Source organism: Herpetosiphon geysericola, from assembly GCF_001306135.1.
In the GTDB taxonomy this organism is placed as follows: domain Bacteria; phylum Chloroflexota; class Chloroflexia; order Chloroflexales; family Herpetosiphonaceae; genus Herpetosiphon; species Herpetosiphon geysericola.
In genome coordinates this window covers 160,582-184,135 of sequence record NZ_LGKP01000015.1, presented here as the reverse complement: position 1 = coordinate 184,135, position 23,554 = coordinate 160,582, and the positions used below count along the sequence as shown (strand labels likewise).

At 50.8% G+C, this 23,554-nt stretch carries 22 protein-coding genes and 2 riboswitches; of the genes, 2 read left to right on the top strand and 20 right to left on the bottom strand.

Going from position 1 to position 23,554, the window contains the following annotated elements; genetic code table 11:
* Positions 1-6 precede the first annotated feature (6 nt).
* Positions 7-92: riboswitch (ZMP/ZTP riboswitch) on the bottom strand.
* A gap of 134 nt (positions 93-226) precedes the next feature.
* From gcvPB to SE18_RS09380, 18 genes are all read right to left on the bottom strand, one after another.
* The gene (gene gcvPB, locus SE18_RS09460) at positions 227-1,696 is read right to left on the bottom strand and encodes an aminomethyl-transferring glycine dehydrogenase subunit GcvPB (RefSeq protein ID WP_054534202.1); all 1,470 of its coding nucleotides are present in this window, start codon (positions 1,694-1,696) and stop codon (positions 227-229) included.
* A gap of 4 nt (positions 1,697-1,700) precedes the next feature.
* Complete coding sequence (gcvPA, locus tag SE18_RS09455) at positions 1,701-3,032, bottom strand: aminomethyl-transferring glycine dehydrogenase subunit GcvPA (protein ID WP_054534201.1); 1,332 nt, start codon at positions 3,030-3,032, stop codon at positions 1,701-1,703.
* A 157-nt stretch (positions 3,033-3,189) separates the two neighbouring features.
* Complete coding sequence (gene gcvH, locus SE18_RS09450; protein ID WP_054534200.1) at positions 3,190-3,579, bottom strand: glycine cleavage system protein GcvH; 390 nt, start codon at positions 3,577-3,579, stop codon at positions 3,190-3,192.
* A 95-nt stretch (positions 3,580-3,674) separates the two neighbouring features.
* Complete coding sequence (gene gcvT / locus SE18_RS09445) at positions 3,675-4,760, bottom strand: glycine cleavage system aminomethyltransferase GcvT (RefSeq protein ID WP_152976597.1); 1,086 nt, start codon at positions 4,758-4,760, stop codon at positions 3,675-3,677.
* A gap of 20 nt (positions 4,761-4,780) precedes the next feature.
* Positions 4,781-5,566: a lipoate--protein ligase family protein gene (locus SE18_RS09440; RefSeq protein ID WP_054534198.1), complete on the bottom strand. Its 786-nt coding sequence runs from the start codon at positions 5,564-5,566 to the stop codon at positions 4,781-4,783.
* A 43-nt stretch (positions 5,567-5,609) separates the two neighbouring features.
* Positions 5,610-5,701, bottom strand: a riboswitch (glycine riboswitch).
* Between the two features lie 161 nt (positions 5,702-5,862).
* Positions 5,863-5,991 carry a hypothetical protein gene (locus SE18_RS28130; protein WP_269083552.1) on the bottom strand — a complete coding sequence of 43 codons (129 nt, stop codon included), beginning with the start codon at positions 5,989-5,991 and terminating at the stop codon, positions 5,863-5,865.
* Between the two features lie 301 nt (positions 5,992-6,292).
* The gene (locus SE18_RS09435) at positions 6,293-6,859 is read right to left on the bottom strand and encodes an AMMECR1 domain-containing protein (RefSeq protein WP_054534197.1); all 567 of its coding nucleotides are present in this window, start codon (positions 6,857-6,859) and stop codon (positions 6,293-6,295) included.
* A gap of 20 nt (positions 6,860-6,879) precedes the next feature.
* Positions 6,880-7,875 (bottom strand): radical SAM protein, encoded by a 996-nt coding sequence (locus SE18_RS09430; RefSeq protein WP_054534196.1) that lies wholly within the window; start codon positions 7,873-7,875, stop codon positions 6,880-6,882.
* A 174-nt stretch (positions 7,876-8,049) separates the two neighbouring features.
* Complete coding sequence (locus SE18_RS09425; protein WP_054534195.1) at positions 8,050-9,141, bottom strand: molybdopterin-dependent oxidoreductase; 1,092 nt, start codon at positions 9,139-9,141, stop codon at positions 8,050-8,052.
* Between the two features lie 370 nt (positions 9,142-9,511).
* Positions 9,512-10,771, bottom strand: a complete 1,260-nt coding sequence (locus SE18_RS09420) for a GAF domain-containing sensor histidine kinase (RefSeq protein ID WP_054534194.1) — start codon at positions 10,769-10,771, stop codon at positions 9,512-9,514.
* 75 nt (positions 10,772-10,846) lie between these two features.
* On the bottom strand, positions 10,847-11,242 hold the full coding sequence (speD, locus tag SE18_RS09415) for an adenosylmethionine decarboxylase (protein ID WP_054534193.1): 396 nt from the start codon (positions 11,240-11,242) through the stop codon (positions 10,847-10,849).
* Positions 11,239-12,081, bottom strand: coding sequence for a hypothetical protein (locus SE18_RS09410; RefSeq protein WP_054534192.1), 843 nt, complete (start codon positions 12,079-12,081; stop codon positions 11,239-11,241). The genes speD and SE18_RS09410 overlap by 4 nt, the downstream gene beginning before the upstream one ends.
* A gap of 1 nt (position 12,082) precedes the next feature.
* Positions 12,083-12,307 (bottom strand): DUF350 domain-containing protein, encoded by a 225-nt coding sequence (locus tag SE18_RS09405; protein WP_201783484.1) that lies wholly within the window; start codon positions 12,305-12,307, stop codon positions 12,083-12,085.
* A 44-nt stretch (positions 12,308-12,351) separates the two neighbouring features.
* Positions 12,352-12,726, bottom strand: a complete 375-nt coding sequence (locus SE18_RS09400; protein WP_054534191.1) for a hypothetical protein — start codon at positions 12,724-12,726, stop codon at positions 12,352-12,354.
* 44 nt (positions 12,727-12,770) lie between these two features.
* A complete protein-coding gene (locus SE18_RS09395) occupies positions 12,771-13,796 on the bottom strand; it encodes a lipid II:glycine glycyltransferase FemX (protein ID WP_054534190.1) in 1,026 nt (341 codons plus the stop codon).
* Positions 13,796-16,249, bottom strand: a complete 2,454-nt coding sequence (locus SE18_RS09390) for a spermine/spermidine synthase domain-containing protein (RefSeq protein ID WP_054534189.1) — start codon at positions 16,247-16,249, stop codon at positions 13,796-13,798. The genes SE18_RS09395 and SE18_RS09390 overlap by 1 nt, the downstream gene beginning before the upstream one ends.
* Positions 16,250-16,375: 126 nt before the next feature.
* Positions 16,376-17,983, bottom strand: coding sequence for a sensor histidine kinase (locus SE18_RS09385; RefSeq protein ID WP_054534188.1), 1,608 nt, complete (start codon positions 17,981-17,983; stop codon positions 16,376-16,378).
* Positions 17,980-18,696 carry a response regulator transcription factor gene (locus SE18_RS09380; RefSeq protein ID WP_054534187.1) on the bottom strand — a complete coding sequence of 239 codons (717 nt, stop codon included), beginning with the start codon at positions 18,694-18,696 and terminating at the stop codon, positions 17,980-17,982. Before SE18_RS09380 ends, SE18_RS09385 begins: the two co-directional genes overlap by 4 nt.
* A 393-nt stretch (positions 18,697-19,089) precedes the next feature.
* Here SE18_RS09380 and SE18_RS09375 point away from each other — a divergent pair, with 393 nt between their 5' ends.
* Together SE18_RS09375 and SE18_RS09370 are read left to right on the top strand one after the other, a co-directional pair.
* Positions 19,090-19,791 (top strand): N-acyl homoserine lactonase family protein, encoded by a 702-nt coding sequence (locus SE18_RS09375; RefSeq protein WP_054534186.1) that lies wholly within the window; start codon positions 19,090-19,092, stop codon positions 19,789-19,791.
* A 320-nt stretch (positions 19,792-20,111) separates the two neighbouring features.
* Positions 20,112-20,987 (top strand): MmyB family transcriptional regulator, encoded by an 876-nt coding sequence (locus SE18_RS09370; protein ID WP_054534185.1) that lies wholly within the window; start codon positions 20,112-20,114, stop codon positions 20,985-20,987.
* Positions 20,988-21,026: 39 nt separating this feature from the next.
* Here the strand turns inward: SE18_RS09370 and SE18_RS09365 are convergent, their stop codons facing one another.
* Positions 21,027-21,722, bottom strand: a complete 696-nt coding sequence (locus SE18_RS09365) for a haloacid dehalogenase type II (RefSeq protein ID WP_054534184.1) — start codon at positions 21,720-21,722, stop codon at positions 21,027-21,029.
* 67 nt (positions 21,723-21,789) lie between these two features.
* Positions 21,790-23,526 carry an FHA domain-containing protein gene (locus SE18_RS09360; protein ID WP_054534183.1) on the bottom strand — a complete coding sequence of 579 codons (1,737 nt, stop codon included), beginning with the start codon at positions 23,524-23,526 and terminating at the stop codon, positions 21,790-21,792.
* Positions 23,527-23,554 lie beyond the last annotated feature (28 nt).

The following is a 23,554-nucleotide window of genomic DNA, read 5'->3' as shown; positions in this document are numbered from 1 at the left end:
CGAAAAACCCTTTGCCCAGGCGAGCGGCATCTGCGCAAATCGGCTCCCCCGTGGTTGCCCACGTTTGTGTGTCGCCAGTCACCGATTCATGCGCCATTATAGCCGCGCCCCGCTTGGAGCGCAAAGCCAACCAATAAGATCCACGAAGGACACGAAGGGCACGAAGTAGGGCAATCAAAAAGCTTTTCGTGTTTCTTCGTGTCCTTCGTGGATCAACAAAAGGGAACTATTTATTCAATAAGGCTGCGATTGCCGCTTGATCGTATTTCAGAATTGGGCGGCGAGCAGCGGTTGCTTCATCGAGCCGACGGACTGGTGCGGTCGTTGGCGCTGCGTGCAATAACTCAGGGCTTTCGACCGCCTCAAGCGCAATTTGCTTCATGGCATCAATAAAGGCATCCAAGTTGCGCTTCGATTCGGTTTCAGTTGGCTCGATCATAATCGATTCGGCCACGCTGATTGGGAAATAGACTGTTGGTGGGTGAAAACCAAAGTCTATCAAGCGCTTGGCAATATCCAAGGTATGCACGCTTGGCGCACCTTTGATTTTGCCTTGCAACACTACTTCGTGCATACAGGTGCGATCGTAGGCCACAGGATAAATTTTATCCAAGTTGACCCGCAGATAGTTGGCGTTCAACACGGCGTGCTCGCTGACCGAGCGCAAGCCAGCAGCGCCGAGCATGCGAATGTAGGTGTAAGCCCGCACGAACATGCCGAAGTTGCCCTTGAAGGCTTTCAGGCGGCCAATGCTCTTGGCTGGCGTGTGGCGGGTGTATTGGCCATCTTTGAGCGCCACGATTGGGCCTGGCAGATAATCGGCCAAAAACTCTTTACAGCCAACCGCCCCACAGCCAGGGCCACCACCGCCGTGAGGCGTGGTGAAGGTTTTATGCAAGTTGTAGTGCATAAAGTCGAAGCCAACATCACCTGGCTTGACGATGCCCAAAATCGCGTTGAAATTCGCGCCATCACCATACATCAAGCCGCCAGCTTCATGTACAATTTTGGCAACTTCATGCACGTTTTCATCAAACAAGCCCAAGGTGTTCGGGTTGGTCAACATCAAGCCAGCGGTGCGTGGGCCAACTTTGGCCCGCAGATCAGCCAAATCAACATTGCCCCGACTATCGGTAGCAATTTCGACCACTTTGAAACCAACCATCGCAGCGGTCGCTGGATTAGTGCCGTGCGCCGAGTTGGGGCACAACACTTCGTCACGCTGATCGTCGCCACGGTCAAGGTGATAAGCACGGAAGACCAAAATGCCCGCAAATTCGCCTTGCGCACCAGCTGCTGGCTGCAAACAAACTTGATCAAAGCCCGAAATTTCGGCCAAAATCGCTTGCAATTCATACGTCAATTGCAAAGCACCTTGCACGGTTTCTTCTGCTTGCAAGGGGTGAATAAAGGCAAAGCCTGGCATGCGGGCAGCATCTTCGTGAATTTTGGGATTATATTTCATCGTACACGAGCCAAGCGGATACATGCCCGTGTCGATGCAAAAATTGCGCTGCGAGATGCGGGTGAAGTGGCGTACCACCTCGGTTTCGCTAATCTCTGGCAAGCCTGCTAAATCGTCGTCGCGCAGCAAATGGGCTGGCAACTCGGTTTCGGGCACGCCAGCATCGGGCAGGGCTGCGCCAATTTTACCTGGGCTGCTCAATTCAAAAATTGGTGGTTCGTAGGTATGCATTGGCTTAGCCTCCCAACACTGCGACGAGCTGATCGATATCGTTTTTCGTATTTTGCTCGGTGACACAGATCAGCATCGCATTATCCAAGTGTGGATAATCCTTGCTCAGATCGTAGCCGCCGATAATGCCTTGGGCGTGTAAGGCTTGGGTAATTTCCGCCACAGGCCGAGGGCAGCGCACCACAAATTCGTGGAAGAATGGCCCTTGCTCAAGCACTTCGTAGCCATCAAGCTGGCCAATTGCTTTGGCGGCGTAGTGAGCGCGTTGGTAGCACAGCTCAGCAACTTTGCGCAAGCCTGTTTTGCCCATCAGCGAGGTGTAAATTGTGGCGGCTAGCGCCATCAAGCCTTGATTGGTACAAATATTCGAGGTTGCTTTTTCGCGCCGAATATGTTGCTCGCGGGTTTGTAGGGTCAGCACATAGCCCAATTGGCCGTTAAGGTCGGTGGTTACGCCAACCAAGCGGCCAGCCATGCGCCGCAAAAGCTTTTCGGTGCAGCTGAATACGCCAACATATGGCCCGCCAAAGCTGAGCGGAATACCCAACGGCTGGCCTTCCATCACCGCAATATCAGCGCCAACCATGCCTGGGGTTTGGAACAAGCCCAACGCAATTGGGTTAGTAACCATCAACAAGAGTGCGCCAGCGGCGTGAATTTGCTCGGCAACTGGCTTCAAATCGTGCAGCACGCCCAAGAAATCAGGCGATTGCACAATAAATACTGCGGTTTCGTTATCAACTAAGGACGCAGCCTCGGCCACGCTCGCAGCAGGATTTTCGTCGCCAGTGATGGTTACGCCCAAACCTTGGGTATAGCTGCGTAACACGCTGCGATATTGCGGATGCACCGATGGAGCCACCACAATTTTGCGCCGATTGCGAGTTGCATTGATCGCCATAATTGCGCCTTCAGCCATGGCCGTTGCTCCATCGTAGTGCGAAGCGTTGGCAGCATCCATTTGCAACAAGCCACACATCAGCGATTGATATTCAAAAATCGCTTGCAAGGTACCTTGAGAAATTTCGGGCTGGTAAGGCGTGTAGGCGGTGTAGAACTCCGAGCGACGCAACAACGAATCGACTGCGGCTGGGATAAAGTGGTTGTAGGCTCCTGCGCCCAAGAAACAGCTATAGTTCAGCACATCGCTGTTTTTGCTGCTCAAGCGGCGTAATTCGCGGGCCATTTCACCTTCGGCAAGCGCGGCGGGCAGATCGAGCGTTGGAAACCGAAGATCAGCGGGAACGTCGACAAAGAGATCAGCGACATCGGCAACGCCAATCGCCTTCAACATCTCTGCGCGTTCGCTTTCGGTAATCGAAATGTAGTGACTCATGTTTCACCTTATGGTGAAATCAAAAGGCAAAAGGCAAAAGGCAGAATGCCTTGAGGTTATTCCAATCGCCTTTTGATTTCTCAGCGTTAAATACTTTGGTCAAATAGCAGAGGTTGAGCTTCGGCTATTTTGACTTTTGAACTTTGACTTCTGACTTCTACTTATCCGCTTCTTCTTTGATAAATTGTTCGTAATCAGCGGCGCTCAGCAGGCCGCTTGGCTCGCTGCTAAATTCAAATTTAGCCAACCAGCCATCACCGTATGGATCTTCGTTGACCAATTCTGGCGCATCGATGACTTCATTGTTGATCTCGACAACGCTACCACTAAGTGGCGCGTAAATTTCCGAAACCGCCTTGACTGACTCAACCGTGCCAAACGATTCGCCAGTTTCAAACGTCTTGCCAACATCGGGCAATTCCACAAATACCACATCACCAAGCTGGCTTTGGGCAAAATGGCTGATGCCAACGGTTGCTGTGTTGCCATCGATCCGCACCCATTCGTGTTCTTTGGTATACAGCAAGTCACTTGGTACATTGGACATGTGGTGGTCCTCCTTCAATAACGCCAAAACAGCACAATCAGTATAGATTGTTGGGCGCTACTATCAACCAAAGCGGCTATTTATGCAAGAGCAAGCTATTTTTTGTAGCGTGCTTTGTAGAATGGCATTTTGACGACGCTGGCGCGCACTGGCTTATCGCGAATCAGCACATCGACTTCAGCGCCAACTTTAACGCTGCCAGCTTTGACCAAGGCATAGGCCAGATTTTTGCCCAAGCTTGGGCTGGGCATGCCTGTCGTCACCACGCCCAATTCGCTGCCATCAAGCGCCACAACTGGGTAGCCTTGGCGGGCAATCCCGCGTCCGGTCATTTCTAGGCCAATCAAGGTGCGAGCAGCGCCATGAGCCTTAATATCCTGCAAGGCTTCCGAGCCGATAAACGGGCCTTTATCCAGCTTCACCACCCAGCCCAATTTGGCTTCATATGGATTAATATCGCGATCGATTTCATGGCCATACAGCGCCAAACCTGGCTCAAAACGTAGGCTATCGCGTGCGCCTAAGCCAATTGGCGTAGCGCCAGCTTCCAGCAACCGATCCCAGATCCGTTCGATCTCGCTAGCAGGCAAGAACAACTCGAAACCATCTTCACCAGTGTAGCCAGTGCGCGAAATATAGCCAGTAGCCCCATCAACCGTAGCCTTGGTGATGCCGTGGAAAGCTAAATTGACCACATCAGCGTCGGTCAAACCAGCCAACAAGCTTTCGGCTTTTGGCCCTTGCAGCGCGATCATCGCCAATTCTTGCGAGCGATCAGTCAGCACCACATCGTAGCCAGCAGTATGTTGATTGAGCCAAGCCCAATCTTTTTCGGCGTTGCCAGCGTTGGCCACCACCATCCATTCATCGGGGCCAAGGTGGTAGGTAAAAATATCGTCGACAATCCCACCATCTTCGTAGCACATAATCCCATAATCGGATTGGCCAATGGCAGTTTTGCTAATATCAAAGGTATCGATCAACTGAATAAAGCGTTCGCTATCGGGGCCAGTGACCCAAAAGCGTGCCATATGGCTAATGTCAAACAGCCCAGCGCCTTCGCGGGTCGCCTTATGTTCAGCAATAATTCCGGCGTATTGCACGGGCATATCCCAGCCGCCGAACTCGACCATTCTGGCTCCAAGGGCGCGATGGCGAGCGTTGAGTGGTGTTTGTTTCATCAAAAAACCTCATAAATCACTTAGCGTCGTTGTAACCATGCAGGGTTGCTATAGCGTTCGGCGCGCAAACGCTCAGCACTAGCCTGCTCTTGGTCGGTCAGTTGGTCTGGTTGCAATGTAATATTGAAAGCACTAGCGAAGCCTGCAACAATCGCTTGCTGTGCCTCGTCAAAGCTGATGGGCCGTTGAGCTGCTTCGTCGAGCGCAATCAAGCGCTCGGCCAACGCCGCCGCATCAAGTTCAGCTGGCAGGTGTAAAACCTTGCTTAATTGCTGGTGATCGGCGTGGAGCAGCACCGTGCCATGTTGCAAGATTGCGCCACGAGTGCGAGTTTGGGCGCTGCCAACCAATTTACGTCCAGCCACCGTCAGCTCAAAATCGCTTGGGGTATCGAAACAAGCGGCGGATTTTGGCGCATCACTGGCGCCGCTAGCCCAATCGACGCTACTGACCAATTGACGCAAACCAACCAATAAGCCATGGCTGATTGTACGATAGGTGCTTAAAACACGACCCCCAAGCAAGGGGTTGCTGTTGGGGGCTGTGACAGAGTAGGTTAATTCAGCATCGTGTAAAATTGCGCGCCCGCCGGTAGGTCGGCGCACAATCTCGATCTGGGCTTGCTCGCAGGCCGCTACATTAACATCGCTATAGGGCTGAAATGCGCCGATTGAGAGGCAGGCAGGCTGCCAACGGTAGATGCGCAGGGTAGGGTAGGCCGATTGATTGGCATGCAGCGCCAACGCATGATCAATTGCCATATTGGTTGCGCCATCGGCGGCGGCAGAAACGATATAACGCCACATGAGCACATCGCTTAAATAAAAAAAGAGATCGCGACATAGAAAATGCCTGATCTCTGTCCATTGACCTGAGAGATTCCTTGCGCTGCAAGTTACTCCATCGGTGCAAGTAAATGCTTGCTCTCCAGAGCGCTGTCGAGACACGGTGTTGGAGCCTGAAAGATTCATCAACGGGTTGGCTACCCGTAATTTGCTTCGTCGGCGATCCCAGTGGGATACTCTTCCGCGTCCTTCATTCAGCGATATTGGGTTATAGCAGTAGTATACGCCGCTGTGAGTATTTGGTCAATGTACATACATTATTGGTTTGAGGCCTGATTTACGTCGAATTGCACATCGCTTGGTTCGCTAAAGTTGCGCAAGCCGATGATCACTGGAGCTATAGCACAGCAGAGCAACATAAATGCCCAGAACACGACAGTCAACATACCAAGGCGCTCCTCAAATAAGAAAGTTCAAATACCAAGTGAGTTTATGCTTTGTTTCACACAGCGTTGTGCAATGCAAGTGATATGCCATCAATCACGGTTTTAGAAATCGATTTTTCGCTAGCCGCAGTTGCAAGTATCCTGCTTGTTGCAGCCCAGCACAATAGCTGTTTAAGCATGGCCGACCCATGACCTTTGCCGAGCAGGTTGATCACTACGTGTTTTAGCTGCGGCCTAGTACGATGATGGCTGCTAGATTATATGCTGCTTTGACAAATCTGCAAATTAGAGTGGTCGTTGCTTAGCTGACAGTTAGCTGATAGTTACCTGATAACTCAATAATGCGCCTAACCTGAAAGCGTTCAAGGGTTGCAGGCGTATCTAATGCAAGCTGAGCACGTTGATAGGCAAGTTGGCGTTGTTGCTCAAAGGTCGTAATGCCGCTGATGTTGGGCAGCACCACACCCTGATTGCGCCCGCGCACGACGCGCAAACCAGCAACGTTTGGGTCATGAGCATCAATGTTTTTAAGCAACGCTAGATTCTCAACCACATCAACGATATAGTTCAACTGATCAAGCTCATCGATCCTGACTGGGCTAAATCGTGGGTCGTGCATAGCGGCAGCAATCGCGGTATAAATCACTTCTTTGGCCAGCGACGATTGTTTGGGGCGAACATGGCCAATGCAACCCCGCAGTTGGCCAGCCTTGATCAAGCTCACATATAGCCCGTGTGGCTCGCGCTGTTCAACGGGCAACGGATCAGGCATAGCCACAATTTCTGCTTGACGAATAAAGCAAGTCACTGCTTGGCGAGCCAAAAGAATTAACGGATCGTGGGCGCTGACTGCTGCTTGTTTGGGCATCGGCAAGCTCCTAAGCTCGTTTAGTCATTTAATTTATTGCGTTTGAAGAGCGATGAGCGAATATAGACTTCGCTGCCACAATTTTCGCAATGGCTTTCATTAACTCCAACGACTCGCGGCTGACCATCGAAACGCTCAATCACTGCCCATTCGCATTTGGGGCAGCGCGTGGTTTCGGTTGGTTGCGCGCCATAAACAAACGGCAAGCCCAAGCCTTGGGCCACTTTACGCACCGAGGTTGCGGCGTTGGTATCTGCATCGCGGCTCGGAATAATGCGCCAAGGAATCAGGCCATTGAATTTGCGCTTAATCCAGCGCGCAATGCCTTCGATTTCCACCGTGCTATCATTCACACCCGTGACAATGGGCGTGGTTATTTCAAGATGACAACCCCAGCGTTTGACTGCATGCTCAGCCCCAGCAAAAATTCCTTGCCATTGCTCAACCCCAGTTAATGCTTTGTAACTGGCATCGCTCAAGCCATAGACCGTCAACATCAGGCCATCGATATAGGGTGCAAGCTGATCGATCGCTGGTTTCGACCAAAAACCATTGGTCACCATGCCGGTCATACGGCTGGTCGAACGCGCCAAGCGGGCAGTTTCCAACACATGCTCAAAGTTCATGGTTGGCTCGTTATAGGCCCAAACCACGCCTCTGGTCATGCGTTCTTGCGAAAAGCCCACCACGCGCTCAGGATCAATCGAGCGTTGTTTGGCGGGATCGTCGGGAATATGCGCGTGATAGGCAGCATCGTGGTGGGCAGGAAACGACGTGCCCCAACCACCAATCGCAAACACGCTCGCGCCAGGAAAAAAATGGCGAAAGCCATAATCTTCAACTGGGCCGATTGTTGCTGCTGAAACTAAACCATGGTTATGGGCAATAATTGCCTGATCTTGGCGTTGGCGCACCCCACAACGACCCCATTCACCATCAGCGAGTAGACAGCGCCATTGACATACCTCGCAGCGCAATCCTTGCGCCGAGCGTGACACGAGTGTTGTTTCGTGCATGAAAGATTTCCTCGTTGCCCTACGTGTCGCGTCTTCTACACAGCCGTGATGACGCTCGATTTGCTTCTGCAACTATAGTACCACGCGCTGATAGGAATTCGGTTGATTTAACCGCATTTAGAGCAGCAATTTTAGCGATCATCGCTGGCATTCGTGCAAGCGATGATCGTTGGCTTAGCGAACTGTTAGGTGGAGGCGTTGGATGGCATTGTGATGATAGCCTTTGACATTCCATGCTGGCTGATCAGGCTGTTGCTGGCCAAGCGTATCGGTAGCGCGCACCCAGCATTCATACTCGCCAGCAACCAGTTCTAAATCAGCTTGCCAGCGACTCCAGCAGCCAAGTTTTGGCTCGTCAATCAAATTGGCGGTTTGCCAATGCTGGCCTTGATCAAGCGAAATTTCCACCCGCTCAATCAGCGCTTGACCGCCAGTAATTGCATACCCCGCAAGGGTGATGACACCAGTAGCCAAGGTTTGGTCTGGCGCTGGTTGGCAAACCACCGCATTGACTGGCAATTCGTGCAACATCGGAGCTTTGTGCCATGCTTCAGGCTCGCTGCTTTGAGCCAAACGATAGGCCCGGCGCTGAAAATAGTTGTGCGATGGCTCAGCACTGAATTCAAGCGAACGCAACCATTTGATGCTGCGTGCGCCTACAATCCCAGGAATAAGCAAACGTAACGGGCCGCCATGCAGCGCAGGCAAGGCTTCGCCATTCATCGTATAGGCCAATAACGCATGCTCGATCATCGGCTCGTTGAGTGGAATCGAGCCGCCATAGCCAAAGGTTTGGCCGTGGCGCTCCACCTGATCGTAGCTCAAACCCAGCAAATGCTTGGCCGCAGGCTGAATAGCGCAGTGCTCAAGCAAAGCCCGCAAGGGTGCGCCACCCCACCTCGCCGTACTGAGGCCATTCGCACCCCACGGCAATTCACCATAAATCGCTTTGTAGGCGTGCATTTCTTGGCGGCGATTACCAGCGCACTGCAAGGTTGCAACTTGCTCAACATAGGGCAATTGCTGTTTAATTTCGCCAACGCTAATGCTCCATGGCTCGGCAATTAAGCCGTGGATTGTAATGCTCGTTGTTTCAGGATCAAGTGTTGGAACCGTGCCATGAGTGCGCACAAAAAATTGGCTATTTGGCTGAATATAGGCATTGACTAGCTCATCCAAGGGCGCTCCAGCATTCAACGGCTCGGCCTGCACCACCTGCATGGTGGCACTTTTGGCAGCAGCAAACACAGACTGACTATCTCGCATCGAAATCACTCCTTTCTAGGGGATGTTGATAGCAACATCCATGAACAACACTGTTCTTTGCAATTAACCAGGGCTAGATTTTCTCTGCAACAGAGGGACAAAATCGATGCAGCGCTTGCGAGTATAGCATAAATCATTGGCCGAATAACTGAGATTAGGCAGCATTCAAAAACGATGACGTAGAGGTCAGCCTTCAGAAAGCAGGCAGCCCGAAAGGCGAGAACACGAGAGTAAAATTGGGGTTAGATCCTGAAGTACCAGAATCCTGATATTGAGGTCAGCAAACAATCGCTATCCTTCCCGCTGGCGGCAGTAGGGAAGGATACGACCGATTTGGCAACAGCAAAGCACTTGCTACAGAACATTTGGCTTAGGCTTGATGAAGCTCGGCGCTGACTTTCAATGGCAGGTAGACGGTAAAATGACTGCCAATGCCAGGATTACTGCTGAAGGTAATATCGCCGCCAAGCAGCAACGCCAAACGCTTGCTAATTGCTAAGCTCAAGCCAGTGCTTGGGTGATTACTAAAACTTTTGCTGGCGGGTAACGGCTCCTGAAACAATAATGCTTGCTGTTCGAGAGTCATGCCAATGCCGGTATCGAGTACATGAAAGACTAAAAATGGCTGTTCGTTGCGTATTTCTTCCGTTACTTCGATCCGTACCGAGCCATCGTGGGTAAATTTGGCAGCATTGCCAACCACATTGACGAGAATTTGGCGTACCAGCCGATTATCGCTCCAAAAAACACAGTGGCGGGTGGCAATTTGCACATGAAACGAATTGTGGTTGCGCACCATCAGCGGCCCGACAATCACATTCAATTGATCAATCAGCGGCCCCAAACATACTTCTTCGGTATGCACAGCAAGTTGGCCATGCTCAATCTTAGCCAAATCGATCATATCGTCGATTAAAGCTAAAAGCTGGGTACTGGTTTCTTGAATGTGCTGGGCAGTTGGCTCTAATTCGCCAACCCCAGCCTCAAGCAACTGCTCAGCCAATAATTGACTATCAGTCATAATCGCCTGAATTGGCTTGTGCAATTGTTGGCTCATTTTGGCAAGCAAGGGTGTTTTGCTCGGCACCTGTGGATCGTTGGTGAGGCTCGATTGAAAGACATCGTGGGGCAAGGTTGTCAGCTGTTGGACTTGGCGAAACAACTCAAATTGATGGCTAAGCTGGCGCGCAATTAATTGCAAACTCTCACGTTGTTGGGCGCTCAGCTGGCGCTCTTGATGATCAATCACAGCAATACAACCAAGTGCAAAGCCTTGCTGGGTAATAATCGGCATGCCAGCATAGAACTGAAAGCCTTGCTGCACCAACGGATGATGGCCGAATTTTCGGGCCAAACTTGCCTGATCATAAACAACGAGATCGCGCTCAAGAATCGTTTGGGCACAACACGAATATTTACGTGGAATGGTTTTGAGCTGGCTGCCAAACGCCGCCTTAACATACTGATATTTATGGTCGATCAACGAAATAATTGCAATTGGCGTAGCACAAAACAATGCAGCCAAACGCACTAATTCATCAAACTCGTGGATATACGGGCGCGCCAGCAAACCATAACTTTGCAGGGCAGCAAGCCGTTGGGCTTCATTGATAGGATATTGAGTACGCATGACGGCTCCTCGCTAAAATCAAGATCGCTGGGCAATAAGGGATAGTATGATCTTGACATAGCGTTAAGCCAGTGTCTAGGGGGCTGTTTGGGTGACTTCGCTGATAGTACGGTCTATAAGCTGAGAATGGACATTTGTCGCATGCAGTGCAGCAACGAGCACCGCTAGTGAAGCTTCAGGTTGGCATTGATCACCACAGGTAAAACAATCCCAAAAGGCCGCTCCGTGCTCAGGATAGGTGTGCAACGAGGCATGGCTTTCGCCTAACACAGCCACAATGGTAACACCGTGGGGCGTGAATTGATGGGCCACAATTTCGAGCACCGTGGCGTTGGTCGCAGCTGCTGCTTGCATCACAATAGTTTGCAGCAAAGCGCAATCATTGAGGATTGCTGCTGAGCAGCCACCTAAATTTGCAAGTAGGTGACGCCCAGCAGCGGGATAGGTTGGATCTTGGATGAAATTGCTCATGAATTGTATTGCCAGCCCGGTGCGCCTTCAACTCCGTCAGCATTCCAGGCATTAAACCAATCATCCATCAATGCACTCAGACAGGCCCGAAAAACCGCTTCTGCTTGCAGAATATGGCTTTGACCACGCGCTGCAAACCAAGCCAGTTGGACAAACGCGCCTAAATCATTGACATCGGTTGGGGTTAATCCATCGGTATTTTCGTTCGACCACCAATCGCGAATCACGCGATCAAGCACGATTTCGACGGCAATCTTGCGAAAATTGGCTGGGGTATTCGGTGGCAGTTGATTGATCGCATCGTTGGTAAAGCGCACATGTTGGTTCAGCAAAATCACGGTTGATGGCGGAATTCGCCCATAGCCAGAGGCCTTGAGCACCTCGTTTTTGCGTGATGCAGCATAGATGCCAGCCCCGATTGCTGTGCCTGCGCCAGCTAAGCCAATTGATTTGGCAAAGCTAGAATTACTGAACATCAGTGCGCCAAGCGCTCCCATAATCAACCAGGTGACGATATAGGAAACAATCGACATATCTGCATCGAAAAAGGCAACTGCGATGACATTAACGATGAAGTGCGCCAAAAACCAGCCACCAATTGCTAGAAAGCTAGCAAAGCCACTCATCCAGCGCTTGATGATAAAATAAGCTGCAATCCCAACAATAACCATCATAATCACAAGAAATACTGGCATACCACCAGTAAGCACGCGACTAGAACGGCCAAAAATGAGATTGCCTAGCAACAACGAAAGAAAACTGGCAATAGCCCCACCCAAGCCAAGACTAAGCGTATAGATGCCGAAGCGTTGCCAAAATGGTTGGGTTTGTGTATCCATGTTAGGTTGCCACTGCCATAATAACGATTGCAGCCAAGGCGATTGTTACCGCAGCCATTTGAATTGCAGCCGCAACATTGCCCCGTTTAATCTCTTCCCGATAATCAATTGGATCAAGCAAATCGTAAAGGCGCGCGCCACCATAAAAAATCAAAACACTGACGAGTGTCCAACCAATTGAGGCGGCAATCCGGCCCAACAATGGCAAAATGGTTTCAGAGGACATGCATGCTCCTTAACTATCAAGAGGGCTTTATCCCGCATAAGTGCTTAGTATTTACCTGGTGGGCCTGGATCGCCTGGGGCATTCCAATTGGCGAGCCAATCTTCCATCAATCCAGTCAAGACCGCCCGAAACACCGGTGCGCCCTGATTTTCAAGATCGTTGCCAGCAAGGGTTGCCGCCAGCTGCACAAACGAACGTAAATCGGCCACGTCATCGGGCAATAACCCAGAGACGTTTTCATTTTCGCGCCAGTCGCGCAACACAATCCCCAAAATAATTTCGGTTGCTGCGGCCCGCGTGCCATGGCCAGCATGGTTGGGCAATGCAGTGACAACTTGCCCAGCAACGGTTTGGGCTAGGCCCGCAACCAATTGGGCGGTGTCTGGCGGAATCCGGCCAAAACGTGGCGGTTGAGTCATTAAGCCTCCTCGGAAGCACTAAAAGGCATCCTCACACCAATTAACTATGCCAATTCGCGCACTGCGCGAATAATGACATCGGCTAATTGTTCGGTGAAATAATAATCATATGCGCCAATCAAAGCGATTGCTTGCCCACCAAAGGCCCGTTTGAAGCGCGAAAAGCCAGCAAACGGATGATGGGGATCGCCTGTTGGTTCATAGCCATAAAAATCGTAACAGCTGCAGCCCAAAGCCTTGGCATGCTGAATTGCAGCCCATTGTAAGGCGTAGCCTGCCATCTGCTCACGCCGTTGGTTGCTAATCCCGCCATATTGATAGACTGCCCGTTGACCATAGGTAACCAACAACATGGTTGCTAAGGTTTGGCCAGCATATTCGGCAAAGATCAAATGGGCATGGCCCAGCGGAGCAAGCGTCGCCAAGAGATCGTTAAAATGATCAATCGGCTCAACATAGAAATCGTCGCGCTCGCCAGCCTCATCCATCAAGCGATAAAACAAAGGAATATCAGCCACATCATGCGAGATGCGGACTGTTACGCCACGTCGTGCCGCCAAGCGAATGTTGTAGCGGCCTTTGGGCTTCATCGCCGCCAGCAAGCTTTGTTCATCGGGCTGCAAATCCAAATACAGCGTTTCGCGGGCCAAAATATCGACCGGAGCACGCCGCCAATCGCGCAACAAATTGGGCGCTGGACGCTCAAGCCGTGGCTCGATCCGCAAACCAATTGCCCCATACTCAGCGGCATGCGTTTCCGCAGCTTCGCGCAATAAGCGTAAACCTTGGCGCGCCAATGCTTGATCGTGCCAGGGCAAAATTGGCCCATCAGCAGCGATTAAGTTGCTACCAACCCCGCTTTGGGCAGGAATCGTGCAGAGCATACCACCAATTAATTGCTCAGCCTCAAATAAGCCAAAATGCACAACCTGCAAACCGCGCTGCTGCTTAAATTGGCTCCAGGCAAGGCTTTGCATCACGCCGCCAGCAGGGTTGGCTTGCACTAAAGCCTCCCACTGCTGGCCGAGCTTGCTGGCAATCGTTAGTTGGGGCAGAATCGCAACCTGCATTATTTCAAGCTCTGCAAAAACTTCTTGGCTGCATTGTCTTGTTTTGGCAATGCGCTGAGTTGATCGTTCAAGACCTGAATCAACTGCTCAGTTCGCGCAATATCATCGTTGGTTCGGCGTAACGCTTCGTCAACCCGAATTTCGGTCGTGCCGTACTCGACAATATCGCTTGGCCCATAACTGCTTTGAATCGAGGTATACTCGGTTTTATCCGAGTTGAGCAGGCTCAAATCACTTTTAACGCTGGTTAAATCGGCTTCAATCCGCTGCTTGATCGCTGCATACTCAGTTGTTTGCTTGGTCAAAAACGGAATCAAAACTTTGGTGCGAAACTCTTCTGGATACGGCTCGCTCAGCGGTTGGGTTAAGCCGCTATCGCTGAACCAGCCAGTTTTGTTAAGATAGGCCTTGCTGCCATCGGGCTGCTCTAAGATTGCCAACGTGCCTTCAGCATTCATCCAAACACTGGAGAATAATTGAAAGCCACCAGCAGTTGGGGCAACCCGAATCGCTGGCTGATTAGCAGGAATCGAACCCAAGCTTTTAATCGCTTGATCAAGCGTGCCACGGGTTTGCACAATATTGTTCAGCTCTGCTTGATCATCGTTGCGCCATGGCACAAAGCCAGCCCAACTGACCCAATCGATCCAATCTTGTTTGGCTTTGACACTGCCATCAAGCCCGCGCCGCTGGCGATCAAGCTCGCGATGGGTGCGCCAAACCAAGGCTTCGTCGCGTTGCAAAAACACAATTGGCAAGCCATCTTCTGCATCGACGACGGTCATTACTTGATCAGCTAGCAACAAATATGCTTGATCAGTCAAGCTAATCACGACTTCACCATTGGCCAAAATATCGGTCTCTGGAGTCAGCCGATAGAGCGCATCGCCTTCGTTGGGATCTTCGCTTGGGCGTTGGTTGCGGTTGTAGTTGCGATACGAACTGCCACCGTAATATGAGCCATAGTAGCGATAGCGACGGGTTGGATAGGCCGAGCCATATTCGTCAATCACGCTGCCCCGCCCATAGGTGCCGCTCGAAAATCCACGACCTTCAACCGTTGAAGGCGGCGCTTGCACCACATCGTAGGGTGAGTTTGTGCGCACCATCGATTGGCTGGAGGTTGCGCCCGAACCTGCCGAGGTATCACCTTTGGCGTAGGTCGTATCTGGGTGGAGCAAGTTGGCCAAAATAATCACCAAGGCAATCACCGAAACGATGCGCAAGCCCCGACTAAGCAGCAATTGCGGGTTTTCCCATGTGCGCTGAAGATGACGGCGCAACAAGCGCAATTCGGCCACCAATTTGCGTGGCAACTCGCGGCTACGCCGCAATAAGGCCTCGACCAAGCGCCGCAGATCGAGCGAATTCAGAAAGCGTAGTGGATTGGCGATAAATTCAGCAACCATGCTCCTAGTTTGCTCGGCCCGCAAGGCTGGCATCACCTGCACAACTTGCTCAAAGACTTGGCTTTCATCAAGCCCTTGATCGGCCTGCAACGCTTGCTGAACTGCATTTGGCATCAAGGTTGCGCTGGTATGCGGCTTGGGCAGTGGCGCTGGATCATGCACAAAATCAAGCGACGTCCAATCGGTGCCGCTAGCTGCATCCCACGTTGGCGCGAATAAACTATGCAACAGCGCGTCGCTGGCAAGTTTGGTTGGTTGGGCGATGGCGCGTTTTTCGGCCAATGCAGCAGGGAAGGCAAAAGCCCGTTTAAGCTGCTCGCTATCGTGCAAAAACTCGCGTGGCTCAGCCAAGGCCAAATGATCAAACTCGCGTGGGCGAAACGCTTTACGGCTACCAACAAAAAAGCCCCAATCATCGCCATAGCCAGCCTCGGTAAACGAGGGCAACGAAAAACGATACGGCTTAGGATTCAGGTTGGCAGTTCGAATGCTGTTGTAAATCATCCAATAGGCAACTGGCGTTTGCGATGGCGAGGCCGCGTTGACTGCGATAACACCCTGAGGATGCAAAATATAGGCCAATTGCTGATACCAATCGATGCTATGCAAGCGCGCACCAATCTGATCGCGGGGCACGGTAAAATCGCAAATAATTAAATCGTATTCATCGGCTGCCTGTGCCGCCTGATCAACGAATTGAACTGCATCGCAGATATGCACTTTTAAGCGTGGGTTGATCATGGCATGCTGATTCAGCTCAGGCCATTCATTTTGGGCCAAATCAAGGATCGTTGGGTCATAATCGACCAAATCGATTTGCTTGATGGCTGTAGATTTGAGCAATTCGCGGGCAACAAAACCATCGCCACCACCACAAATCAACGCTCGGAGTTGGCGTTTGGGGCGGCGTGCTTGGGCTAATGCGAGCGCAGGCAAGGCCAAAAGCTCGTGGTACACCCCTTCATCACGGCTATCAAACTGCAAATCGCCGTCAATATAGACGGCAAGGGATTGATCGGAGCGTTGATCAAGGACAATGGTCATGGTTGTTCTCCATACAACGGGTTTGCTGGGGTTGGTACGTGGAATGCTCACTATAGGTTACAGAGTTCTAGGCAGCATGTCAATATACACCACCGCTATTGGCCATAACTATAGGCATATAGGAGCCTAGGAAACGTTTGCAAGCATTGGTTTCGCGGCTTTGGGGAAACGAATGCAAAAGCTGGTGCCAACACCCAGCTGACTTTCAACACTAACCGAGCCACCCATAGCTTCGCTTAATTCTTTGACCAAGGCTAGGCCTAAGCCAGCGCCTTGATGCTGTTCGTTGGCCTGATCGTTGGCGCGATAAAAGCGCTGCCAAATTGAATCAAGCTCAGTGGGGTTGATCCCAACACCAGTATCACGGACATAAATTTCAATCTGGTTGGCATGATTGAGTGCTTGCACCACCACCAAGCCCCCAGGCGGCGTGTAGCGCAAGGCATTATGCAACAAGTTGCGCAAAATTTGCTCAAAACGTTGAGGATCAATCAATGCTTGATCAAGCGCGGCGGCACACTCAGCCAACACATCAACTCGCGATTGGCGCCATGCCAAAGGCTGAACGGTTTGGACAATGCGATTGATCAAGGGCGCTAGGTCATGCGCTTCAAGGTTGAGGGTCAAACGGCTGACTTCGCTGGCCGAAAGCAAAAACAAATCTTCAATCAATTGTTGTAAGCGCAGCGTTTCGCGCTCCATGACGAGCAAATCGCGCTGGACTTGGGGCGTTAATAGTTGTTCTGCTTGCAAATTCGATTCAAGGTAGCCGCGCATCGTCGCAACTGGCGTGCGCAATTCATGCGAAACGCTGGCAACTAAGGCGCGCCGATCATCAAGCAAGCCCGCGACGCGATCGCGCTCGGTTTTGAGGGCATTGACTGTCGTATCCAGTTGTTCGGCCATGGCATTAAAATTAGCCTGGAGCTGAGCAATTTCATCGTTGCCATATACCACAATCCGCGAGCTATAATCGCCCTCACGCAACGCATTGGTAGCCATCGCCAAGGCTTCAATGCGCCGAATAACCCGCCGAATCAACATATACGAAAGGATCATCGCCACGGGCAAAAATATAAACAGGCCGACGATCATCAGCGCGCCATAGATCGAACCCAGCAACGAATATTGCACGACATTTTCAATCAAGAATGTGGTTGAATTATCGGAGTTCGCCAACTCATTGCCACGCATATAAATCGAAAGCCCGGCCACGGTAACCCCAAAGATCACCATCAATATAAAAACAATGGTTAATTGATCATGGGTCAACGTCCAGAGCAACGAACGTTTGCGCAAGCGATTCCACCAACGCCAAAACCACATTAAGCAACGGGTTCCAATAAATGTCACATTGTGGATGCTAAAAAAGAGCAGCATATCGGGAAACGCGATATAAAATTCATCCTGCCATGCGCTCATGGGACGTGAAAGTTCATACCACGAAACAAAACTGCCGAGCAAGGTCAAACTGATCAGCGCAAGCACCCATGCAGCAAGCTCAAGCAACAATGTACGCCAAAAGCCACCTTCAGCGAACGCCAAGCTCAAGCCAAACACCACAGCGCCAATGCCAATAATAAAAAAGCCGCCATTCATCAAGACATATACATCAACCGGTAGCCACTCAACAAGCAACAATAAGCTACCTAAGAACATGCTGTCGAAAAGCAGCATATAGAGCCAAGCCCGCCACAGCCCTGCATGTGCATACCAACGCAGCCAATACTTCATCGTGGTGCTTCCGCTTGCAAACGATAACCAAGGCCCCAAACCGTTTCGATTGCATCACCAAAATCGGCCAGCTTTTTGCGCAAACGCAGCATTGCATTATCGACCGAGCGATCGCCGCCAACATAGCTTTGGCCCCAAATTGTATCGAGCAAGTAGTTGCGACTAAATGCGCGGCCTGGGTTGCGCAACAATAAATCGAGAATCGCAAACTCAGTTGGAGTCAAATCGAGCTCTTGTTGGCGCAAAGCAACCGTATGCAAATGTGGGTCAAGCACTAATTCGCCATAGCGCAAGACTTCGGTTGCTGGTTGCCCATCGGCCTGTAACAATTGTTGAATCCGCTGGTCGCGGCGCAACAATGCCCGCACACGCGCAATCAGCTCGCGCATGCCAAATGGCTTGGTCAAATAATCATCAGCGCCAAGCTCCAAACCCACCACTAAATCGGTTTCTTCGCTACGGGCCGTCAACATCAGCACTGGGGTCGATTTGGTTTGGCGAATCGTGCGCAAGACCTCTAGGCCATCAAGCTGCGGCAACATCCAATCCAAAATAACTAAATCTGGTTGATGTTGCTGGTGTAAATTGAGGCCTGTGCGGCCATCGGCAGCATGCCAAACCCGATAGCCCAAATTAGTGAGTTCGCGCACCAACACATCTGCCAAATCAACAGCATCTTCGATTACCAAAATTGTCGGCACATGCTCAGCCATCGCCAAATCCTTCTGCTATGTACGATTTCAATGAGTGACGATTAACCACCATTGGGCAACAAATGCTTGCTAGCTCGACAGTCGGCATGCAGGTCATAACTGCTGAATCTAAAAATAAGTATGTCAAACCAGCCTAGGGCAACCCAGTAATTGCCAATGTCAGTGTTTTAAGCAACGACAATCGCCAAGCAGTTTATCACTGTTCGGTCTATTATCGAGACGATCACAGCGAATACATAGTTGCAATCGCTAGCGCAAACGCCGCGCTACTCAATACTATACCGAGAATTACGCAGATGCGTTAATTCAAGCATTGACAAAAGATAGCACATTTGGTCTAATCTTCATCGTGATGCCTACTATTGACCACTTTTTGCGAAGGGAACTGTGATAATGAACCAACATACGCCACAGCGTTTATATCTGATGCAAGTTGGGGATATGCCCGAATATCAGATTCCAATTGTGTGCTATCTGGTGCAAACCAGCGCTGGCCAGAATATCCTGATCGACACCGGGTTGCCCGAGCTTATGCCTGAAGAGGCAGCCGATTTTGCGAATGGACAAGATGTGATTACGCAGTTGTCGCGCATTGGCCTCCAGCCAGCTGACATTGATACGATTATTTCGACCCATTATGATATTGACCATGCTGGCAGACATGCGCACTTCCCCAACGCGCAATACATCGTGCAACGAGCGCATCACCTCGATGCCCAAAGCAATCCTCGCTTTGCAGCCAATCGCGGACAATGGGAGCAACCAATCGAACGAATTCGCCTGGTTGATGGCGATACCGAGCTGCTGCCAGGGCTAGAGCTGATTGAAACCAGCGGCCATGTGGCTGGTCATCAATCGGTGTTGGTGCGGCTGCCACAAACTGGAGCAGTGCTCTTGCCAATTGACGCTGTGCCATTCAGCGCCGATTTTATCCGCGATAAAGCTGATCCTGAAAACCCCGATGCAGCAGCGATTCAAGCTAGTACGATCAAGTTGCTTGATCTGGTTGAGCAAGAGCAAATTAAGCTAGTCATTTTCGGCCACGACCATCAGCAATGGCAAGCTCTCAAAACGCTGCCAGATTTTTATGCCTAAATCGCCCCAAGTCTGCATAGCACAATCCAATCAACCTAAATACACTCATTCAACAATCGTCCGCATCCATTTTTCTACGCTGATGGATGTGGGCGATTTATGCCCAACATATATTTAAACTCAGCACAGATTTTCTAACCTCAAATCAGCATAACCAACAAAATTTTAGCGGCTTGAAAAAGCCAAATTATCGCTAGTCAACATGAAAATATGATATAGATAGCAACATGAAAAATACCCAAATTTGCTATAATAGCAACATTAATTTCAGGCTGTAACAGCATGAAACCGAGGGTAAGAGTCCTTGAAAAAGGAAAATTATGACCGAACAAGTAAACGCAGCAACCGCCAACGATAGCTTTATCGAAGTTGCCGAAACAATCCGCATTCGGCATAAACGCGCTTTAGAGGATGCGATTCGTAATGGCAAACACCCTAAAACGAATAGCTCGCCATTTTCTCAACAAGCGATTTGGAGTGAGTTTCCAGTTTATAAGCGGCTGCTTGAAAAGCGGGCCAAAATTACGGTTCCCGAGGCAATTGTACGGGGTATTGCTGCACTTTTGGAGTGTAATATTAGCGAGCGCAATATGCTCTTAAGTGCTGCTGGCTATAAAATAGATCCTGAAATTCTGACTAGCATTGCCCTACAGCAACACCTTGATCGCTACCAAAATATTCTGCACAAGCTTAATATTCCAGCATTTATTGTTAATCATGTTTGGGATATTTTAGAAGTCAATCAAGTTATGGATGGTTTGTTTCAACACTATATGGATAGTTTTAACAGTATTCCCGTAGCTGATCGCAATATTCTCAATTTAATGTTTGATCCACGTTATGGGTTTAAAAAATTATTCAGCCTTGACCTTGTGCAATGGCAATTAATGGCTCAGAGTTATATTTATAATTTTAGGCATGCAACCAAGGGTTTCGAGCTTGAGGAATGGTATCAAGCAAAAATCAACTATCTCAATCAATTTGATGATTTCAAGCTAATTTGGCAACAAGTTGAGGCTAATTTATATAAAGAATACGATCCATCATTAACCTATTTTACTAGCCAATTTTTTGGCTTTCGTTCAATTTATCTCAGCGAATCAGAAAAATTTGCCTATCCTCGGATTAATGCCTATATCAGCGACGATCTTAGTGCTCAACTAGGGCTCTTTTCAGCAACAGCTCAAGCTCAATAAAACAATGCCAGCACGTTTACAAGCGTGCTGGCACTTGATTTAACAACCTAAGGAATCGGCTAAGGCGGCCAAGCTGGGCACAACCAAATCGGGCTGGGCTTCGGCAATAGGGGTTGCGCCAAAACCAGGGTTGGAATGGCGACGATTGACCCAAACCGTATTGAGACCAAGCTGATTGGCGGGCACAATATCGTGGAACAAGCTTTGAGCCACATGCAAAATTGCGCTTTGCGGCAGGGCCAAACGTTCAAAGGCGCGCTGAAAATTATTCAACGAAGGTTTGTACGATTGCACTTGTTGGGCAGTGATAATCCAATCGAATTTCAGGCCCAAGCGTTGCTCCGAAGCAGCAAACAAATCATCATCAACATTCGAGATGATCGCTAATTTATAGCGTTGCTGCAAGCGTTGCAGGGCTGCTGGCGAATCGGCGAAGGCTGGCCATTGCTTGACCGACAAGCCAAATTCGTGACATTCTTCAGCAGTTGGGGTGAAGCCCAAACGCTGACCAAGTTGCGCTAGCACGGTTGCAACCACGGTTTTATAGGCCAAATACGGCCCTGCTTCGAGCGCACTTTCAAGCTCGCCATACAATTGCAAAGCCGCTTCTTGCTCGATATCAACTCCATAGCGAGCAAAAATTGGCTCAAGCGCCGCCCACAAACCAGTTTCCCAATCGATCAACGTGCCATAGCAATCAAAGGTTAACACCTGAAATTGAGCTGGATTCAACATCAGCATCCTCCAAATACAAAAAACCCGCGCTTATCGGTGTTGATAAGCGCGGGCCGTCGATTCACAATTAATGCAAATGCAAGGTTACAACAACTTTGCCAAATTGCAGTTGGTCGCCGTGGTTGACCGGGGCGGGCGCATGGGGAGCCAATTTTTGGCCGTTAACTTTTGAATAGTTGGTGCTATTCAAATCTTCCAACGTCCAATTGCCGCCAGTGTTGTGCAAGCGTGCGTGCTGGCGACTCACGCCGCCACCTTCGCCGCCGTGGTTGGTCAAATCGACCTCAGGATAGATGCCGCTAATTGGATCTTCGCGGCCAATCACATAGACTTGCTTATTGGTTGGCAGATTGAGCACCACTTGGCTGCCAGCCACCACTAAATGCGGCGTAACTGGCGTTGCTGGGGCAACTGCTGCTGGAGCAGACCAAGCTGGCGCTGGTTCTGGCGCTGCTGGAGTTGGTGCGGCCCATGCTGGCGTTGCTTCAACCGCTGGAGCAGGCACGGCCACCGGTTCTGCTGGAGCAACCGCTGCTGGCGCTGGTTCGCTGGGAGCAGCCGCTGCAACCGTTGGCGCATCGTATGTATTCACTGGAGCCGCTGGAATTGGCGGAGCAGCCGGAGCAGCAGGCGAACCACCGAGCAAGGCGGCCAATTCGGCTTCGGCTTCGGCCAAGGCATGCTTGCTTTCTTCCAAGCCAGCTGCAATGTGGGCAGGCAAGGCGCGGCCAGCATAGCGCGCTGACATCTGCTCGAACATCGCCAAGTTATCTTGGTGTTCAGCAATTGCCGTTTCTAAGCGCTCGACCTCTGCTGGATCGGGCAATGCGGCAGCTTGAGCAGCCTCGGCAGCGGCTTCAGCAGCGGCTTGGGCGGCAGCTTGAGCTTGATCAAAAGCTGCAAGCGCGGCTTGGGCTTCGGCCAAACTGGTCTTGGTTTCTTCAATCCCAGCTGCAATGTGGGCAGGCAAGGCGCGGCCAGCATAGCGCGCTGACATCTGCTCGAACATCGCCAAATTATCTTCTTGTTCAATAATTGCTGCTTCAAGTGCCGTTCGTTCGGCGGCTACGGCCTCAGCATCAACTGTCGGAGCCGCGTCAATAGCGGGAGCAGCGTCGACGGCTGGTTCTTGGCTGGCAGCAACCACTGGCTCGTCTTCGTAGCGTGGTTCTTCAGGTGCAATCAGCACAGGCGCAGCCTCAGCAACTGGCGAATCGAATGGCTCTTCTTTAGCCGCCACAGCTTCGGCTTCGATGATGGGAGCCGCAACAGGCTCTTCGGTTGCAGCCACAACTGGCTCGGACTCGTTGCTTGGCGCTGAAAATGGTTGTTGGTCTTCAATTGGCACAGTTGGCAACTCCTCATCGGGCGCAACATTGGTTAATTCGGCTAAACTTGGCTCGGCTACTTGCACTGCTGGCACACCATCTGGTGGCGTAACCGCTTCGCTAGCACTTGGCACAGGCGTTGCAACGGGCGCCACATCGACACCGACAGCAACCGCTGGCGCCTCAAGCGAAGCCCCACATTGATCGCAATAGCGATCGCCTGGTTGATTAATATAGCCACATTCACGACAGTTGAGCGAACTTGCCGCTGGCTCCGCTTGGGCTGGTGGAGCAGGAGGAGCTTGATCGGCTGGTACAAACATTGTTGGGGCATCATAGCTTTGATCAGTATGCAAATTGGGAACTGCCCCAACTTGGGTCGCTTCTTGATTCATCGCGGGATCAAGCCGGGCGCCACAATATTCACAAAAACGGTTGCTACCATCATTCGTATGTCCACAGCTTGGACACTTCATACTTCCTCCTTCGACAAGGGAGCACACA

Excerpts from the sequence above, each read along its gene's own strand:
- gcvPB (WP_054534202.1), bottom strand. The coding sequence starts at position 1,696 with ATGCATACCTACGAACCACCAATTTTTGAATTGAGCAGCCCAGGTAAA.
- gcvPA (WP_054534201.1), bottom strand. The coding sequence starts at position 3,032 with ATGAGTCACTACATTTCGATTACCGAAAGCGAACGCGCAGAGATGTTG.
- gcvH (WP_054534200.1), bottom strand. The coding sequence starts at position 3,579 with ATGTCCAATGTACCAAGTGACTTGCTGTATACCAAAGAACACGAATGG.
- gcvT (WP_152976597.1), bottom strand. The coding sequence starts at position 4,760 with ATGAAACAAACACCACTCAACGCTCGCCATCGCGCCCTTGGAGCCAGA.
- SE18_RS09440 (WP_054534198.1), bottom strand. The coding sequence starts at position 5,566 with ATGTGGCGTTATATCGTTTCTGCCGCCGCCGATGGCGCAACCAATATG.
- SE18_RS28130 (WP_269083552.1), bottom strand. The coding sequence starts at position 5,991 with ATGTTGACTGTCGTGTTCTGGGCATTTATGTTGCTCTGCTGTGCTATA.
- SE18_RS09435 (WP_054534197.1), bottom strand. The coding sequence starts at position 6,859 with ATGCCCAAACAAGCAGCAGTCAGCGCCCACGATCCGTTAATTCTTTTG.
- SE18_RS09430 (WP_054534196.1), bottom strand. The coding sequence starts at position 7,875 with ATGCACGAAACAACACTCGTGTCACGCTCGGCGCAAGGATTGCGCTGC.
- SE18_RS09425 (WP_054534195.1), bottom strand. The coding sequence starts at position 9,141 with ATGCGAGATAGTCAGTCTGTGTTTGCTGCTGCCAAAAGTGCCACCATG.
- SE18_RS09420 (WP_054534194.1), bottom strand. The coding sequence starts at position 10,771 with ATGCGTACTCAATATCCTATCAATGAAGCCCAACGGCTTGCTGCCCTG.
- speD (WP_054534193.1), bottom strand. The coding sequence starts at position 11,242 with ATGAGCAATTTCATCCAAGATCCAACCTATCCCGCTGCTGGGCGTCAC.
- SE18_RS09410 (WP_054534192.1), bottom strand. The coding sequence starts at position 12,081 with ATGGATACACAAACCCAACCATTTTGGCAACGCTTCGGCATCTATACG.
- SE18_RS09405 (WP_201783484.1), bottom strand. The coding sequence starts at position 12,307 with ATGTCCTCTGAAACCATTTTGCCATTGTTGGGCCGGATTGCCGCCTCA.
- SE18_RS09400 (WP_054534191.1), bottom strand. The coding sequence starts at position 12,726 with ATGACTCAACCGCCACGTTTTGGCCGGATTCCGCCAGACACCGCCCAA.
- SE18_RS09395 (WP_054534190.1), bottom strand. The coding sequence starts at position 13,796 with ATGCAGGTTGCGATTCTGCCCCAACTAACGATTGCCAGCAAGCTCGGC.
- SE18_RS09390 (WP_054534189.1), bottom strand. The coding sequence starts at position 16,249 with ATGACCATTGTCCTTGATCAACGCTCCGATCAATCCCTTGCCGTCTAT.
- SE18_RS09385 (WP_054534188.1), bottom strand. The coding sequence starts at position 17,983 with ATGAAGTATTGGCTGCGTTGGTATGCACATGCAGGGCTGTGGCGGGCT.
- SE18_RS09380 (WP_054534187.1), bottom strand. The coding sequence starts at position 18,696 with ATGGCTGAGCATGTGCCGACAATTTTGGTAATCGAAGATGCTGTTGAT.
- SE18_RS09375 (WP_054534186.1), top strand. The coding sequence starts at position 19,090 with ATGAACCAACATACGCCACAGCGTTTATATCTGATGCAAGTTGGGGAT.
- SE18_RS09370 (WP_054534185.1), top strand. The coding sequence starts at position 20,112 with ATGACCGAACAAGTAAACGCAGCAACCGCCAACGATAGCTTTATCGAA.
- SE18_RS09365 (WP_054534184.1), bottom strand. The coding sequence starts at position 21,722 with ATGTTGAATCCAGCTCAATTTCAGGTGTTAACCTTTGATTGCTATGGC.
- SE18_RS09360 (WP_054534183.1), bottom strand. The coding sequence starts at position 23,526 with ATGAAGTGTCCAAGCTGTGGACATACGAATGATGGTAGCAACCGTTTT.